We start from the raw sequence: 15,538 nt of genomic DNA, 5'->3' as shown, positions 1-15,538 counted from the left end.
ATTATCACCTCGTAAAAAATGAACTTATCCAACCTTCTTTGCCATTATAGACCACCTTATACCATTCTTCACTATTAACTTTGTCCAAATATGAGTTTTGGAGCCTCACCAATCCTATTGAATCGCCCTTTCTATACATCAGAGTAAGGACGTCTCCTGATGCGTCATAAAGCCTAAACAAGTCACCCTTTTGAAATTTTATGAAAGAGCCATCGGTGTACAGGTCAAGATCCTCATTTAAGCTGTAGAGCTTTGAGTTGTCAGTTGCAGCCTTTTCCACGATATCAATTTTTGAACCATTTTCTATTGTGCCAATAATCTTAGATTCATTGGGATCTGAATACATAGTAGTGGGATTGCCAATTGCAACTTTTGTACCAGTCGCCTTTGAAGAAGATACCAGAGTACCTTGTCTGGCGCTTTCATTCTCATGAGCCTCAACATAGACTGTCAAAGTTTTGGAAAGCACATCTTTTCCTTCATTTTGAGATTTTGCTACAACCTTATATATGCCTGGATTTGGGGGAAACCACTGGTAGTAAATGTCCTTTGCATTTTGCTTTTGGTAAATAACGCTGCCGTTTACCAGAACTTCAATTTTCTTTGGCTCAAACCCGGAAGATTGCACTTCAAGATAAAGACCATTTTCAATATTTTGGACTTTTATTGAATCTCCCTGAGGATAAATAATGTCAATTTTGGGTTCACCAGAAAAAATTTTACCCGGGCCATTATAAAACTTAGTTGCGAACACAAAGATCGCAAAAACAATCGACAAGATTAGGATTACAATGGGGATCTTAGGTGCAAATAGCTTTAAATAATTTTTTATAAATATGTTTTTATCAATCTGATTTTCTGTGTTTTCACACTTTGTATACTTTGCCAGATGGTGAATTTTTAGGAATATTTTTTCATCAGAGATAGCTCTAAACGATGTCCCATCGTTTAAGAAAACTATATATTCTATAAAATCCTCTTTAGAAAAAATGTGTTTTTTAAAGTTTCTGATACACTCAATATGATCTATGTGATCTTTTAGAAAAATTATCTTACCAACATTTTCCTGAGGCACAAGAATAAGATTATCTCCTGATGATAGGAGATAATCGTTATAAGTTTCGCTAATAATCTTAAACATACGAAAAATAAATTCTAAACAATTTAGTCTTGCATAATAAAGAATTAATAAAGATGTTTTGTTTTAAAACCATAATATCTTTTTAACTCCATAAATATTATATCTTTTGCCTATGTAATATTGCCTGCCCAATAGTGAACTCATCTGTATTATCTATGTTGTCACCCATAGAGAGACCTACTGCAAGGCGCGTTAATTGGGGCAAGTAACCTAACTGCTCTTGCCGACTAGAGAGACTCTCCTGAATATAGAGTGCTGTAGTTTGCCCCTCAAGGCTGAAATCAAAAGCTATAATAACTTCTTTAGGTCTTTTTTCCACTATTAAGCTGAAAAGACTGGTCATGCCAGCCCTCTCAGGGTCTATGCCCTCTAAAGGTATAATCAAACTGTTTAGGACAAAATATCTACCGTTATAGGACTTGGATGACTCAATCTTCCAAAGGTCTCTAACATCTGATACAATACACAAAATTTCATCGTCTCTTGAGGGATCCGAACATATATCACAAGGATCGCGCTCAGTAAGGGCATTGCACTGAGAGCATCTTTTTATATGCTTTAGATTGTGCAAAGCATCAATAAGTGCAAGATTCTCTTTATTATCCCTTTGTGAAATAAAAAAAGACAACCTTAAAGCGAGTCTTGGCCCAATTCCGGGAAGAAGGGAAAGCTCATGAGACAAATCGCTTAAAGATTTGGGGTATTTCATTAAAACAATCCGGGAAGCCCCATTCCTTGCATCTTTTTCATTCCAACAGTCTTCACTTCATCAAGAGCATTGTTTACGGCCACCATTACAAGATCGGCTATTGTTTCCATATCCTCTTCCTTAAGAGCGGGATCAAGGGTTATAGACTTTATCTTTTGATCGCCTGTAGCAACTACTTTAACGAGATCTCCACCGGATTTTGACTCAACTTCTAAAGCAGCAAGTTCTGTTTGAAACTTTTCTAACATCTGTTGAGCTTTTTTCATTCCTGGCATCATAATATGTGCCCTCCTTAAATTATTTATTAAAAATATTTAGAAAATTTCAGTTTAGTCGATCTTTATTTCTTTTGCATTAAAATGTTGTAAAAGATCAGGGAACGTTATCCCAGATGAAGTTGCTTTCGGCTCCTTTTTTGTTTCTTTTTCTATAAATTCGCTTAAAAGTTGAACATCAACTCCCAATTCCTTAGAAAGCATGCTCCTTACCATTTCTCTATCTTTGACATTAGAATCAAATTGCTCCTTGTGCCATTTTGATTCCTTCTTTGAAAAGCCAAAAACAACTTTATTGTCCTCAAATCTGATAGGCTTAGCAGCAATATATTTTGCGTGCACCATTGTTTGATTGTTATTTTTTAGCTCATCAAGAACTTTGGAATATGCATCATTAATTTTTTCGATACTTAAATCAGCTTTTTTCACGTTATTCTTATTAACTTCAGATTCTTCGGTAACCGCAGCCTTTTCAGCAGTAGTAGATTCTTTATTATCAACAGGTTCTTCTGTAACAATAGGTTCTTTGTTAACCGTAGGTTCGGCTTTAGTCTCTACAGTCTTAGTAAGCTTTTTTTCACTATGTATTTTTTTCGGATTGTCTTTTATTTCAGGAGTTTTTTCAACAACAATTTCTTTATTTGCATTTAAAATAGAAAAAACAGCATAAACTTCCATTTCAAATCTCATAAATGGGTTAGGATCATATTTTAGATCATTTTTAACCTCGATAAGCCTATCGATAAAGGCAAAGGGTCTCTGATCTAGTGCGATTCTTGATAATACAAAATATATCCATGAATCAATAATAGCAAATGGGCTTAAAGAAGAGGTCCTTAGAAAATCCATAAGATTAATCAGCCTTGAAAGGTCGCCTTCATAGAGAAATTTCATCATATTTGAAATAACCTCTTCATCTGGCAGCCCCAAAACAGAGTATATATCTTTAGTTGATAAACTTTTTCCTTCAAATAACATAAAAATCTGCTGTAAAAAGGAGAGAGAATCCCTTACAGAGCCCTCTGCCCTCCTTGCAATAGACAAAAATAAGCCTCTTTCCAATTTATATCCTTCACGCTTGGCTATATTGTCAAGATATGTTGCAAGGATCTCAGGGTTCACAGGAGAAAAATCCAACCTAAGCACCCTGGAAAGAATAGTTTTCGGAACCTTATGCGGCTCAGTTGTGGCAAATATAAATATTGAAAATGGAGGCGGTTCCTCAATTATCTTTAGAAGAGCATCAAAAGCAGAGGCACTCAAACGATGAACCTCATCTATTACAAATATTCTGTATTTTGATGCCATAGGCGAGATTAAAGCCATCTCTCTTAATGACCTTGCATCATCTACACTGCTATGAGTTGCAGCGTCCATCTCGACGTAATCAAGAGATCCTTCGGCAAAGCTCTTGCACGATTCACAATTAAGACAGGGTTTTTTGCCCTCTGAAGTACAGTTAAGAGCCTTTGCAAATATTCTTGCTGCTGTGGTTTTTCCCGTACCTCTCATGCCAGCAAAAAGGTATGCATGAGGAGGATCGCTTAGTTTAGAGGCATTCTCAAGGACCGTTTTTGGGACGTCCTGACCTATCATATCGTCAAAGGTAACTGGTCTGTATTTTCTATACAATACTTCCATAACTATTTTTCTACAGAGGGAAAGGTCTTATCAATAGGCGTAGGTTTATTTAAAAATCTTAAAATTCTTTCAGCATACGGAGACAGGTCCTCATTCTCTCTTCTTATAATGAAAAGTTCTCGCATAAAGTTAAAACCCCTGACCTTTACAATCCTTAAAAGACCCAGCGCAAGTTCTTTGCCAATAGTACACTTTGAAACAAAAGAAACCCCAAGCCCAGCAGCAACTGCATGCTTTATAGCTTCTGTGTTACCCAGTACCATATTTATATTCAGATCGGAAACTGAAAGACTTTTTTCCATCAGTGCACCCTCCAAAACCATCCTGGTCCCCGACCCCTCTTCTCTCAAAATAAGAGGCTCTATCATAAGATCTGATAATTCGATAACGTCAGACCAAGGGTGATGAGCAGGAACGATTAAAACAAGCTCATCATCTCTAAATTTTTCCCTCTTAACGTAGGAGCTTTTGACAAATCCTTCTATTAAGCCAAAATCTATATCTTTTCTTAATAGGGCTTCTTCTATACCCTCAGTATTTTCAACCCTAATAGAAATTATAGTTTGAGGATATTTAGATCGGTATATTGCTATAAGAGGGGGCAAGATATATATGCCTATTGTCGTGCTGGCTCCTACAACTAATTTGCCAGTTTTTGCTGCACCAACTTGCTCTATAGCTTTTTTCGATTCATCCATAGCATCAATTATCTTTTTTGCATAGGGCAGAAGGGTATCCCCAGCATCAGTGAGCTCTACCTTTCTCCCTGTCCTCTTAAATAACTTAGCTCCAAAAAAATCTTCGAGCGCTTGAATCTGAAAAGAAACCGCCGGTTGTGTCAAGTAAAGTTCTTTTGCAGCCTGAGTGAAGCTCTCTCTCTCAGCTGCCACCAAAAAGACCTTGAATTGTCTTAAATACAAGGCATCCTCCTTTTAACTATTATTATCTAAAAAAGCTTATATTTCCTAATCAAATCCTATCTGAATAACAAAGTTCGCTATCTAAAAAGTTCGCTTACAGACTCCGACAAAGCGATTCTCTTAATGGATTCTGCTATTAACCTTGCAACAGATATGACCTTGATCTTTGGGCCATAAAAATCTTCAGGATGATAGATTGTATTTGTAACTATAAAGTGAGAGAAGTCAGACTTTGTAAGTCTTTCTATGGCAGGCCCAGACAAGATGCCATGGGTCGCAACGCCTAATACTTCTTTTACGCCATTTTTTTTCAATATGTGAGCAGCCTCAACCATCGTTCCGCCAGTATCAATTATATCGTCAATTACTACGCATCTTTTTCCAACTACATCGCCAATTATGTTAACTGCCTCCGCCTGATTTGGCAAAGGTCTCCTTTTGTCCACCACTGCAAGGGGGACACCCATTCTCTCTGCCAAAAGTCTTGCCCTTGCCACACCGCCTATATCGGGTGAAACAATTACAAGATTTTCTACTCCAAGATTTGCCTTAAGATAAGCATCGAATACTGGTATGGCAGTGAGATGGTCAACTAATATATCAAAAAAGCCTTGAATTTGGCCAGTATGAAAATCTATGCCTATAACTCTATCTACGCCTGCACGTTCGATAAGATTGGCCACAAGTTTCGCAGAAATTGGTTCCCTACCCCTAACCTTCCTGTCCTGTCTTGCATAGCAAAAATACGGGATAATAACATTTATAGATGATACAGAAGCCCTTTTAAACGCATCTACCATTATCAGAAGCTCCATAAGTCTTTCGTTTACGGGGCTAGAGGTTGACTGGATTAAAAATATATCCTTGCCTCTAACTGACTCTTCCACCCTAACATAGATTTCACCGTCACTAAACCTGGTTATATTAACAGATCCCAGATTTCTTCCCAAAAAACTTGAAACCTCTTTACTCAGGGCTACATTTGATGAGCCTGAAAAAATCGAATATGAAGAATTGTCCACTAAAGCTTACTCCTTCCTTTTGCCAAATCAAAAGTTTTATGTATAATTAATTTTTTCATTTTTTCAGTTTTGTGCTCTTGAAGCGCTTTACCCATCCGTCTTTATTCACCTGTGAGGATCTGCCAATGCCCAATGAGTCTTCGGGAACATCCCTCGTTATAACAGAGCCAGCTGCAATCATAGAACCCTTTGAAAGTTTTACCGGCGCTACCAAAATTGAATCGCTGCCAACAAAGACGTTATCCTCAATAGTAGTTTTATATTTTTCAAAGCCATCATAGTTGCAGGTTATTGTTCCAGCCCCTATATTTACATTTGAGCCTACCGAAGTATCCCCAAGATATGAAAGATGAGACGCTTTTGAATTGTTTTCTATTTCTGTATTTTTAAGTTCGACAAAATTCCCAATTCTAATATTGTCCTTTACAAGAGTTTTTTCTCTAATATGAGAAAAAGGACCAATACTTACATTGTTTCCTATTGTAGAATTTTTTATAATGCTGTATAGCACATTAGAATTATCTCCAATATTTGAGTTCTCTACATTAGAAAATGGACCTATCGATGAAGAGCCAATTTCACTCTTCCCATATATTATTGAACCGGGCATGATTTTTGCGCCAGAGCTTATTGAAACTTCTGGTCCAATCCATGTTGAAGAAATATCGAATATTTGAACTCCATTTTCCAGGTGAAATTGAATTATAGAATTTTTTGCTTCAGCCTGAGCTGCTAATAGATCGCGTTGAGAATTCACTCCTAAAATCTCTTTTTGATCCAGGGTTTCTAATGTATCAAGCTTGTATCCTCCTTTAAGGGCAATTTCTAACAAATCTGTAAGATAATACTCGCCCTGGGCATTTGAATTTTTAATGTTGTAAAGAAGTTTAAGCAATGCTGTTCTAATAATATATATGCCGACATTAATCTCTTTTATGTCTTGCTCTTCATTCGATGCGTCTTTCTCTTCAACAATTCTTACAAACTTGCCAAAGCTATCTCTTATGATCCTGCCATATCCAGATGGATTATCAACCTTGCAGGTGATAAAAACAATATCATTATCTGATTCAGACATCTTTACTAAATTATCTATGGTTTCTTGTTTTATCAATGGCATATCGCCTGGCATAACAAGAAAAAAGTCCTGATCAGAAATATTTCTTAAACTTTCATACGCACAAAGAAGCGCGTGGGCAGTGCCAAGGGGTTTATCTTGAACCACGAAATCCATATCTGTATCGTTAAAATATTTTGCAATAACATCTTTATTTTTGCCAACTATGGCTATGGGTTTATTTTTCAATATATCTCTAAAAGACCTTACAGTCCACCACAGCATAGGCTTATCCAATAGGCTATGCATAACCTTCGGGAAGCTGGATTTCATTCTCTTCCCAATTCCAGCACACATTATCACAGGAAATATTTTTTTGTTATATGACAAATTTATCACCTTATATAGAAATTTTATAACTCATAAGTATATTTTATATATAGTGAATTATATCATTTTTTTAAAAGAAAAAGAGATCTACAAAGATTCGGGATTAGTAAACCTTTTAAGTACACCTTTAGAGTTAACCTGACCCACGATTGTTAGAGAAAGTTCCTTTACGAGATCTATCTCTATTATCTGATCTAATTCAAATCTTTCAATTTCATTGTTTTCAAAGATGCCATAGGTTTTTACCGTAGGTCTCAGCACAAAACTTGGGTTGACATCCTTTACTACACAAATAATGTCATTAGACAATAAAACTAACGTACCTGGTGGATAAGGCATTACTTTTTTCACAAAAATCTTAACAATATCTTGATCAAACATTATACCCGAATTGCCCATAATTAATTCTAAAGCTTCACTTGGAGAGTAACCTTCACCAACAAATGGCTGAGTTAATGAGTCAAAAAAGCTTATTATGCTTATTATTTGGGCATAATCATTTATTATCTTGGTTGAGTTAGGAAAGCCAGTTCCATCAAGCCTTTCATGATGCTGCACAATAGCATTTGCAACCACAGAGGAGAAACCTAACCTTCTTACAACATCTCTTCCAATGGTAGGATGATCTTTGTATTGTGGGTGTTCCTCAAAAGAAACTATCTTGTTTTCATCTTGGTATTCCAGAAGCAAAAGGCCAATATCATGGAGATATGAAGAAAGCATTAAAGTTTTTAATTTATAATCGTTGTAGCCAAGAGATGTGCCCAGTATTGCGCTAAATATTGCAGTTCTGGTCATATGACTCAATAAATAATCTCTATATATCCTTACATCATTTACAGCTATTGAAAGCTTTGGTTTGTTCAAAATCTCTGAAATAAGCTTATCGGCTGCATCCATAATTATTTCTGGATCTGCAATCTTGTTTTTCTTTATATCGTTACTAACATCTCTTAGGGCTTTGTTAGCCTCAATTACACTTTTCTGATCGACTAAGTCAACCTCTTCGATATCCTCATATCCCTCTTCTTCAATTGGGACTTTTCTGACGCCCAATTTTTTCAGCCTATCCAACATGCTATCAGTAATAGCAACGCCTTTGCCAATAAGCAGTCTGCCAAAGCCATCAAAAATAGGAAATTGAAGCTCGTTTCCAGAAACTATTTCATCAAGGCTTACTTTTATCAATTAATTTTACGCTCCTCTTAAACCTTACAATCTTTTTATTTGAAATTTTCTTAGTAATATCATTTTTTAATTCTTCATCGTCAATATTTTCTAAATTGCTTGAAATAGATGAGGTCTCGTAATCGATGATCTTGCCGGCGCTGTCCACCTGCCCAACAATAGTTAGATTCAAATTATTTTTAAGATCTACAGTCGATGGGTTGTCAATATATTTCACCTGTCCACCATCAAGATAGGCATAAGTCTTTAAAATTGGCCTTAGAGGAAGGTCGTTATTACAATCCTTTATCACACAGATCTGGTTATCAGATAGCAGAACAAGGGTACCAGGTGGATATGGAACTACCTTTTTCAAAAAGACTTTTAGAATGTCTTTATCGAAGGCGCTGTTACTCAAAGCCATAATAAACTCTAAAGCCTCATTTGGCAAGTAGGGTTTTCTTTTTGGTAAAGGTGATGTAAGCGCATCATAAACGTTCACAACAGAAATTATCTTTGCGTACAATGTTATGTCCTTTTCAAGCAAGCCTCTTGGATAACCCTTTCCATCAATTCTTTCATGATGTTGATATAGAGACTGACTTATTATAGAAGGAAATCCAGCTCTAGTGCACAGATCTCTCCCAAGCTTTGGGTGCTCTTTAATCTTGTAACTTGGCGTATCGGTAATATAGCTTCCACTAAGTACACCATCGTCGTCTATCAATGCCAAGCCCACATCGTGCAAATAGGCGGTGATCATCAGCGTTCTAAGTCTTAAATCGTTTAACCCCAGAGCGGTGCCAAGTATGCCTGAATATATGCACACCCTTGTAAGATGATCAAATATAAAGTCCTTATTAGTTCTAAGATCGTCAACCACTATTCCCGTCTTGCCCTTTGCAAGCATATCGTTCATTACATAATCAACAGCATTTATAATTCTTTCAGGGTTTATAATGGCCGTTTTTCTGGCAGCTTTGAATATCTCGTTAGCTTCTTTTTTCATGAACATTTCAACTTTTCTTGAGATCACTTCGAGCTGGTTTATATCTTCATATCCAGATACCTCAATGGGGATGAACTGCAATCCCAACTCCTTGAGGTGCTTGACCATTTGAGAATTCAATGGTATACCCTCGCCTATAAGCAGTCTACCCCTTGAATCGAGCACAGGAGAGTTCAATTTTTGACCGTCACTGAGCCTGTTTATGTCTATTCTAATCAATTGCTCCACCTACAATACATAGTTTTAATCATTCTAACTATTTTTTGACCAAAAAAAAAGATGGCGAGATTCTCGCCATCTTTTAAAATATTAATTAAATCGTCTAATCAACAGGTTGCCATTGATCGTTTTTAACTTCGAACATAGTAAGAACTTTATTTGTTGTGTCGCCCTTACTATCAAAAGATGTCTTTCCAAGCATGCCTTCAAAGCTAACAGTTGGCATAACCTTCAATACATCTGCCCTATCTGGCTTTGGAGCCTTTTCAAGAGCTGTAATTACCGCAAGAGCCGCATCATAGCCAAAGAGCGCATATGGACCAGGTGCTGTTCCAAACTTCTTTGTGTATTCATCAATAAAGGCCTTAGCCCCAGGAATCTTTTCAATTGCAGGACCAACGTTGCTTGCATAAGTACCGTTTGCATCAGCGCCGGCAATCTTTGTGAATGCAGGATCTTCTACACCGTCACCGCTTAGAAAGTCAATCTTGTTCATTCCTAACGCCTTCATCTGTTTTACCATCTGTCCGGCTTCAGGATACATTCCGCCAAAATATATAGCCTGTGGATTTAGGGACTTTATCTTTGTCAAGAGAGCGGTAAAGTCTTTGTCCCCCTGATTTATTCCCTCTCTCATCAGGATCTTTCCGCCATCAGCCTGAAATGCCTTTGCAAACTCATCTGCAAGACCCTGACCATACGCAGTCTTGTCATCAAGGACTACAACAGTTTCTTTTTTCAAATTATCCTTGAGGTATTTTGCAGCAAAAGGACCCTGCATAGCGTCAGTAGTACAAACCCTAAATACGTTGTTGAAACCCTGTTCGGTAAGTTTCGGGTTTGTCGAAGATGGTGAAACCATTACAAGACCCGCTTGATGATAGATAGCAGAAGCAGGGATAGATGCACCAGAATTAAGGTGACCAATAACTGCTACTATTGAAGGATCTGCAGCAAACTTCTGAGCAACAGAGACGGCCTCTTTGGGATCGGCCTTATCATCCATTGTGACAAGTTCAAGTTTTTTGCCATTGATTCCGCCTTTTGCGTTTATCTTATCAATAGCCATAATCGCGCCATTTTTAAGATAGGTACCCATCTCAGCTTGAGAACCACTAAGAGGAGCAGCAAAACCAATTTTGATAACGTTTGACTCGCCAGCTGGCTTATTCTGACCTGAACATCCAGCAACAAAAAATGCACCAAAAGCAAACAGAACAAAAAGCAAAGCATAAACCCCATAACGTTTCATATAATACACCCCTTCCTCAATAAATTATTGAAATTTTATAGCTATATTCCAATTATGTCAATCATTTCAAATAAAGTGTGTTTATACATTAGAATTAGATTAAAAAAGATTTGTAAAATAATATATTTGACAATTAGACAAGAAAGATTTGTTACTTACTATAAAAAAAGCCATTTTTTAAATTCATGAATTTAAAAAATGGCATAAGAAAACATTTGGTAGTGAACCTAAAAACTTACATAGATGTTAATTTTAATACAAGTAACAAATCGATAAGTAAATTTTATATCTAAATGTAAACTCTTTTTATGCTTTCTCTTAAAGATACCAGAATCTCATGCGGCACAGTATCTACTATTTTTGCCATATCTTCAACCCGCAAATCTTCATCTATTAAAATGGCCTCATCCCCCACTCGCACATTATCAAATCCCGTAATGTCGATAAAAGAAAAATTCATATTAATAGTACCTCTCAATGGACAAATATTGCCTCTCACCTTTACGTTCCACCTATTCGAAAGAGATCTCTTCAACCCATCAGAATATCCAATAGATATAACTGCAATTTTAGAGTCCCTTTGTGCAGTGTATGAATATCCATAAGACCAACTCTGCCCCTCAGAAATATGTTGAATTTTTACAACATTAGCCTTTAGCTTAATAACATTTTGTAATTTAATACTTTCAACCTCAGATGGCATAGCTCCATAAATCAAGAGACCACATCTTGGTATAAATCTTAATAAGTCAAAATTTTCCACAGTATTTTGGGAGTTTGGCAGATGAATCATCAGATCTTTATGTTTTGAAGACAGAGAAGCAAACGTCTTAAATTGCTCTTCGGTAATGTGAGATGCCCCAAGCGGAAAATGAGAAAACATCCCCTTTACTCTTATATTCGGTAAATATTTTATTTCATCTATAAAGCCATCTAAATCTTCTGGTTTAACACCAAATCTGTGCATACCGATATCAACTTTGATATGGACATCAATAATTTTAGAACTTCTTTTTGCAGCATCCGATAAAATTGATGCCATATCAAAGGAATCTAAAGCTGCGCAGACATTATAATGAACGCAAAACTCAGCCTCTTCTCTTGAGAGAATTGGCACGATTAAGAGTAGCGCTCCATTAAATCCCGATAGCCTAAGGGTCTGAGCCTCTTCAATATCTCCAATAGCAATAAGATCTGTTACATCTTTCAGAGCATTTGCAACAGGAATCAAACCCATACCATAAGCATTGCTCTTTATGACTGGTATCAAATCTTTTTTTACATGTTCTTTAATTAATTTATAATTTGATAAAATTGCATCCAGATCAACCTCTATCCAGGGTTTCATTTTATCTCTCCTAAACTCGATAAATTAATTCATTCTTGGATTTCTATTAAGAGCCTTCTTCCTTAACCTAATACTTTTTGGGGTAATTTCAACCAATTCGTCATCATTGATATACTCCAATGCCTGCTCAAGGCTAAAAATTCTCGGAGTATCGAGCCTGATGGCCTCATCACTCGTAGCCGAACGAATATTTGTAAGGTGTTTTTTCTTACATGGGTTAACCCACAGATCCACTTCCTTAGCATTTTCACCTATGACCATACCCTTATAAACATCTGTGCCAGGAATTACAAACAATATCCCTCTGTCTTCAAGATTTGAAAGGGCATAAGAAGTGACCTGCCCTGTTTCCATTGAAACCATTACACCATTTTGTCTTTGCGGAACATCCCCCTTGTATGGAGCGTAGCCGTGAAAAACATGGTGCATAATTCCAGTCCCCTTTGTGCTGGTTAGAAAGGTAGATCTAAAACCTATAAGCCCCCTTGCTGGCACAATAAATTCGAGCCTAATATAGCCTGCTAGTTCTAACATGTTTGTTAATTCTGCTTTTCTTCTTCCCAATATATCCATAACAGTGCCCATATGCTCTTTTGGTACGTCGATAGTCAAGAACTCCATCGGCTCACATTTTTCGCCGTTAATTACTTTGTTGATTACCTTTGGCCTCTCAACCTGAAACTCATAACCTTCTCTTCTCATAGTTTCAATCAAAATAGAGAGGTGAAGTTCTCCTCTTCCGCAAACATCGAATGAGTCAGTAGATCCTGTTTGATTTACCCTTAAACTGAGGTTGGTTTGAAGTTCTTTAAATAATCTTTCGTTTAAATGCCTTGATGTTACAAAACTACCTTCTTGTCCAGCAAAAGGGCTATTGTTTACCGAAAATATCATGGAGACGGTTGGCTCATCAATATAAATGCCAGGAAGCACCTCTGGCTCATCTGGATCCGCTATAGTTTCACCTATCTTTATATCTTCAATTCCACAAATCGCTATTATATCGCCACAGGTCACCTCTTGAATCTCTATTCTCTTTAAACCCTCATAAGTAAAGAGCTTGCTAATCTTAGCCTTTCTTTCTTCATAGCCATTTAATACCAAAACGTTTTGCTTATTTAGAATCTTGCCTCTCATTACCCTGCCAATAGCAATTCTGCCAATATATTCATCGTGATCAAGTGTGGTAACCAAAATTTGAAAGGGTGCGTCCAGATCGCCTTTTGGCATTGGTATTTGCTCAATTAACGCATCAAATAGGGGGATAAGGTTTGAACTCTCTTCCTCCATTGATGACTTTGCAATGCCTTGTTTTGCAGAGGTATAAATAACAGGAAAATCCAGCAAGGCATCAGGAGCATCCAACTCGATAAATAGCTCTAAAACCTCATCTAAGACCTCATCAACCCTTTGATCGGGTCTATCAATCTTGTTTATAACGACTATAGGTTTAAGATTTTGTTCAAGGGCTTTTCTCAGAACGTATTTTGTTTGCGGCATAGGTCCTTCAAACGCGTCAACAAGCAATAGAACCCCGTCAACCATGTTTAAAATTCTCTCAACTTCTGCGCCAAAATCAGCATGTCCTGGAGTATCTACAATATTTATCTTCACATCTTTATAAAAGATAGAAGTATTTTTGGACAATATTGTTATGCCTCTTTCCCTTTCCAGATCGTTTGAGTCCATAATCCTCTCGCCAACAACTTCATTGGCTCTGAAAACTCCGCTTTGCTTTAACATTGCATCGACCAAGGTAGTTTTACCGTGATCAACGTGTGCAATTATTGCAACATTTCTTACATCGCTTCTTAACAAATTTACCTCCAAATTATTTATAAAAATACCAAACTAACATTGTAATTCACTTAAGCAATTATTTCTACAAAAAGATAAAATACAAAACATCTTAAAGATAGTTTTTTCTACATACCTCCTCAGAATAATTCCTCATTAAATGTGAAGATAAAAAAACTCTCAAAGAAGAAGATAAATTATATTCTATGTTAATATTATTTAAAGATGTAAAATATATAAATTAAACTTTTATTTCGAGGTGGAAATTGATATCAAATCTCTTTGAAAAAGTATTTCATCTGAGCTCAAGAAAAACAAACGTTAGAACTGAGATTATTGCTGGCTTTACTACTTTTGTTACCCTTTCGTACATTATCTTTGTCAACCCGTCTATTCTTTCACAGGCAGGAATACCAAAAGAAGCTGCGATAGGTGCTACCATCTATTCTACAATAATTGCAACTATATTGATGGGGCTATGGGCAAATCTACCAATTGCGGTAGCGCCAGGAATGGGATTGAACGCCTTTTTCACCTATACGGTAGTTATTGGGATGGGACTTTCCTGGGAGACCGCACTGGGAGCTGTCTTCATATCTGGAATATTTTTCTTCATATTAAGCGTCACAAACATCAGAAAAGCAATATTTATGGGCATTCCAGCAGTGCTTAGAACCTCTATAGCAGTAGGTATAGGACTCTTTATCGCGCTCATAGGCTTCAAAAATGCAGGCATAATAGTAGAAAACAAAGACACTTTGGTATCTTTTGGACATCTCGTGTCTCCTGGAGTTCTCATAGCTTCATTCGGACTCATAGTTACTGCAGCGCTTATGAGCAGGGGGACAAAGGGTGCAATTTTAATTGGCATTCTTCTGACGACCATTCTTTCAATGATATTTGGTATCACAAAAGCGCCAACTTCTATGAACGACCTGATTTCTTTTTCAATTCCGAATATATCAGATACCTTCCTGAAAATGGATTTACTTGGAGCAATTCACTACGGAATAATAGGAATTATATTTACATTTTCAATAGTAGAGCTCTTTGACAACATGGGCACACTAATAGGGCTTACCACAAAGGGCAAGATAATTGATAAAGATGGAAACATACCAAATCTAAATAAGGCCCTTGTCTCAGACTCAGCAGGAACGATGATAAGTGCTCTGCTTGGCACGTCTACTGTTACTTCTTACATAGAGAGCGCGGCTGGCATAGCAGAGGGCGGCAGAACAGGTCTTACTGCATTAGTTGTTGCGTTGTGCTTTGGACTTGCCACCATCTTCACTCCGCTTATAGGAATAGTGCCCGCAATTGCCACATCTCCAGCACTAATAATGGTGGGCACGCTAATGTTTTCAGAAATTCACAGGATAGATTTTTCCGATTTGACCGAAAGCTTCCCTGCTTTTATGACTATCATCCTTATGCCGCTTTCCTTTTCAATCGCAAACGGTATCGCAGCGGGATTTATATCCTATGTATCTATAAAAGCCTTAACTGGGAAATTTAAAGATATAAATTTGATTTCACTGATAATTGCCATAGCCTTTATAATAAACTTTATCTTAAGACTACACTAAAG

The 15,538-nt window shown here is 36.9% G+C and carries 13 protein-coding genes; 1 reads left to right on the top strand and 12 read right to left on the bottom strand.

Annotated elements, in window-relative coordinates; all coding sequences use genetic code 11:
* Positions 1-4 precede the first annotated feature (4 nt).
* From V4762_RS05620 to typA, 12 genes are all read right to left on the bottom strand, one after another.
* Entirely contained in the window at positions 5-1,141 is a 1,137-nt protein-coding gene (locus V4762_RS05620; RefSeq protein ID WP_347314800.1) for an SH3 domain-containing protein, read from the bottom strand.
* Between the two features lie 97 nt (positions 1,142-1,238).
* Positions 1,239-1,850 carry a recombination mediator RecR gene (recR, locus tag V4762_RS05615; RefSeq protein ID WP_347314799.1) on the bottom strand — a complete coding sequence of 204 codons (612 nt, stop codon included), beginning with the start codon at positions 1,848-1,850 and terminating at the stop codon, positions 1,239-1,241.
* Complete coding sequence (locus V4762_RS05610) at positions 1,850-2,128, bottom strand: YbaB/EbfC family nucleoid-associated protein (protein ID WP_347314798.1); 279 nt, start codon at positions 2,126-2,128, stop codon at positions 1,850-1,852. Before V4762_RS05610 ends, recR begins: the two co-directional genes overlap by 1 nt.
* 51 nt (positions 2,129-2,179) lie before the next feature.
* Positions 2,180-3,766, bottom strand: coding sequence for a DNA polymerase III subunit gamma/tau (gene dnaX, locus V4762_RS05605; RefSeq protein ID WP_347314797.1), 1,587 nt, complete (start codon positions 3,764-3,766; stop codon positions 2,180-2,182).
* Positions 3,767-3,768: 2 nt separating this feature from the next.
* On the bottom strand, positions 3,769-4,686 hold the full coding sequence (locus V4762_RS05600; RefSeq protein WP_347314796.1) for a selenium metabolism-associated LysR family transcriptional regulator: 918 nt from the start codon (positions 4,684-4,686) through the stop codon (positions 3,769-3,771).
* Positions 4,687-4,763: 77 nt separating this feature from the next.
* Positions 4,764-5,708: a ribose-phosphate diphosphokinase gene (locus V4762_RS05595; protein WP_347314795.1), complete on the bottom strand. Its 945-nt coding sequence runs from the start codon at positions 5,706-5,708 to the stop codon at positions 4,764-4,766.
* A 55-nt stretch (positions 5,709-5,763) separates the two neighbouring features.
* The gene (gene glmU, locus V4762_RS05590; protein WP_347314794.1) at positions 5,764-7,155 is read right to left on the bottom strand and encodes a bifunctional UDP-N-acetylglucosamine diphosphorylase/glucosamine-1-phosphate N-acetyltransferase GlmU; all 1,392 of its coding nucleotides are present in this window, start codon (positions 7,153-7,155) and stop codon (positions 5,764-5,766) included.
* Between the two features lie 87 nt (positions 7,156-7,242).
* Positions 7,243-8,343, bottom strand: coding sequence for an HD-GYP domain-containing protein (locus V4762_RS05585; protein WP_347314793.1), 1,101 nt, complete (start codon positions 8,341-8,343; stop codon positions 7,243-7,245).
* On the bottom strand, positions 8,324-9,550 hold the full coding sequence (locus tag V4762_RS05580) for an HD-GYP domain-containing protein (protein WP_347314792.1): 1,227 nt from the start codon (positions 9,548-9,550) through the stop codon (positions 8,324-8,326). The genes V4762_RS05585 and V4762_RS05580 overlap by 20 nt, the downstream gene beginning before the upstream one ends.
* Before the next feature lie 103 nt (positions 9,551-9,653).
* Positions 9,654-10,802: a branched-chain amino acid ABC transporter substrate-binding protein gene (locus V4762_RS05575; RefSeq protein ID WP_347314791.1), complete on the bottom strand. Its 1,149-nt coding sequence runs from the start codon at positions 10,800-10,802 to the stop codon at positions 9,654-9,656.
* A gap of 289 nt (positions 10,803-11,091) precedes the next feature.
* On the bottom strand, positions 11,092-12,150 hold the full coding sequence (gene alr / locus V4762_RS05570; RefSeq protein ID WP_347314790.1) for an alanine racemase: 1,059 nt from the start codon (positions 12,148-12,150) through the stop codon (positions 11,092-11,094).
* A 24-nt stretch (positions 12,151-12,174) separates the two neighbouring features.
* Positions 12,175-13,968: a translational GTPase TypA gene (gene typA / locus V4762_RS05565; protein ID WP_347314789.1), complete on the bottom strand. Its 1,794-nt coding sequence runs from the start codon at positions 13,966-13,968 to the stop codon at positions 12,175-12,177.
* Positions 13,969-14,213: 245 nt separating this feature from the next.
* Between typA and V4762_RS05560 the strand changes: the two genes are divergently transcribed.
* Positions 14,214-15,536 carry an NCS2 family permease gene (locus V4762_RS05560; RefSeq protein WP_347314788.1) on the top strand — a complete coding sequence of 441 codons (1,323 nt, stop codon included), beginning with the start codon at positions 14,214-14,216 and terminating at the stop codon, positions 15,534-15,536.
* The last annotated feature ends 2 nt before the right edge of the window (positions 15,537-15,538 follow it).

Origin of the sequence: Thermodesulfobium sp. 4217-1 (assembly GCF_039822205.1) — a bacterium.
Taxonomy (GTDB): Bacteria; Thermodesulfobiota; Thermodesulfobiia; order Thermodesulfobiales; family Thermodesulfobiaceae; genus Thermodesulfobium.
This window is presented reverse-complemented; position numbering and strand designations above follow the sequence as displayed.

Bases quoted from the DNA above. Each gene is read 5' to 3' on its own strand.
- dnaX (WP_347314797.1), bottom strand. From the start codon at position 3,766: ATGGAAGTATTGTATAGAAAATACAGACCAGTTACCTTTGACGATATG.
- V4762_RS05620 (WP_347314800.1), bottom strand. From the start codon at position 1,141: ATGTTTAAGATTATTAGCGAAACTTATAACGATTATCTCCTATCATCA.
- V4762_RS05610 (WP_347314798.1), bottom strand. From the start codon at position 2,128: ATGATGCCAGGAATGAAAAAAGCTCAACAGATGTTAGAAAAGTTTCAA.
- recR (WP_347314799.1), bottom strand. From the start codon at position 1,850: ATGAAATACCCCAAATCTTTAAGCGATTTGTCTCATGAGCTTTCCCTT.
- V4762_RS05575 (WP_347314791.1), bottom strand. From the start codon at position 10,802: ATGAAACGTTATGGGGTTTATGCTTTGCTTTTTGTTCTGTTTGCTTTT.
- alr (WP_347314790.1), bottom strand. From the start codon at position 12,150: ATGAAACCCTGGATAGAGGTTGATCTGGATGCAATTTTATCAAATTAT.